The sequence below is a fragment of the Comamonas jiangduensis genome, from assembly GCF_030162955.1.
Taxonomy (GTDB): Bacteria; Pseudomonadota; Gammaproteobacteria; order Burkholderiales; family Burkholderiaceae_C; genus Comamonas; species Comamonas jiangduensis.
The window spans coordinates 1-1,680 of sequence record NZ_JARXOV010000037.1; the positions used below are offsets into that span (position 1 = coordinate 1).

Consider the following 1,680-nt stretch of genomic DNA (forward strand, 5'->3'; position numbering starts at 1 on the left):
CCGAGGCTGTGTGGAAACGCATTTTTACCGAGTTAGCTATTGGCACGCCACTACACAGTCGGTCTTTGAATGGCGTCCCTATTTTTGGGAACGTGGCGACACTCAAGGTGTTTTGCGCCCAATCTGTGCCGCTTTGCAGCTAAAAATTGAGCCACAAAGGCTTACGCTGGCACAGATCGCAACGCTTGCATCATGTTTTGAGCACCCAAGATACACATCACACGTTTGAAGTTGTAGGCCAGCACATGCAGGCTCATTTCCGTGCCTACATGTGCCAATGTCTTGGTTAAGAAGTGGGTAGACCCCATCCAGTGCTTGAGCGTCCCAAACACGTGTTCCACTGTGCGCCTGCGCACGGTCATGGCATCGGTTTTTGTATTCAACCGTTCCTGCATGCGCTCCAGTACATCTTCATGCTCCCAGCGGCGAATGCGTCTGTACTGGCTCGTGGTGCATTCGCTCTTTTGAGGGCAGCCTATGCAGGCACTGCTCCAATACACCCGCACATTCAGGCCACTGCGCTCCACCGTGTTAAAGCGGTGAATGGCACTCTCGCCTGCAGGACAGCGGTATTCATCCGTTTCCGATAGATATACAAAGTCAGACTTATCGAAGCGGCCATCCGCCTTAGCGTTCGATGTCAGCGGCTTGGGCACAAATGCCTCAATGCCAGCATCCTCGCAGGCTTTGATTTCCGGGCCATTGAAGTACCCTCGGTCTGCCAGTGCCTGCAGATTGTCTGCAGCCATTTCCTGCTTGGCAGCTTTTGCCATCTTGCTCAACTGTGCACGGTCATTGCCAATGTTGGTCACTTCGTGGGCCACGATCAGATGGTTTTGAGTATCAACAGCAGCTTGCACGTTGTACCCCACGACTCCTTGACCTTTGGAGATCATCACCCGCGAGTCAGGATCCACCGTAGATATTTGGCCATCAGGCTGCTGCTTAATTTGCTCTTGTACCTGCTCCAGTTTTTGCATCTGCAAGCGCAAAAGCTCAATCTTTTCTTTCAGGCGCTTGGTTTTTGCCTCGACCTCTGCAGGCTGCGTACGGTCTGCTGTTTCAAGGGCGTCCAGGTAACGCTGAATGCTTTGCTCGATCTGACGCTTGCGGCCTTCAATCTTGCCATTGCTGAAGTTGTTGTCACCGTTATTAACCGCTTTGAATTTGCTGCCATCAATGGCAATGATGGCCTGGCTAAAGAGCTTGAGTTCCCTGCAAATACCAATGAAGTGGCTGCATACCTTGCGAATGCCAACTCCGTTGTGATGGCGGAAGTCCGCAATCGTTTTGAAGTCTGGAGCCAAGCGTCCTGTCAACCACATCAACTCCACATTGCGCTGAGCTTCCCGCTCCAACCTGCGGCTGGACTGGATGCGATTGAGGTACCCGTAGATATAAAGTTTGAGAAGAACTGCAGGGTGATACGCCGGACGACCTGTGCTTGCAGGTGCAGCTCTGTTGAAGCCCAGAGCTTGCAAGTCCAATTCATCAACAAAGGCATCTACGATCCGTACAGGATTGTCCTCGCCAATGAAGTCATCCAGGCACTCTGGCAGCAGCGTGACCTGATCTCGACATTCACCTTCGATGAAGCGCTTCATATGGCATCGACCTCAATACAGATGCCACGATTTTAAGTTTGGGCCACCGCCAATGCAGTGTTTTCACACAGCCTCC

The 1,680-nt window shown here is 52.1% G+C and carries 1 protein-coding gene; it reads right to left on the reverse strand.

Annotated elements, in window-relative coordinates; genetic code table 11:
- Positions 1 to 161: 161 nt before the first annotated feature.
- Entirely contained in the window at positions 162 to 1,604 is a 1,443-nt protein-coding gene (locus tag QEP12_RS16805; RefSeq protein ID WP_284214976.1) for an IS1182 family transposase, read from the reverse strand.
- Positions 1,605 to 1,680 lie beyond the last annotated feature (76 nt).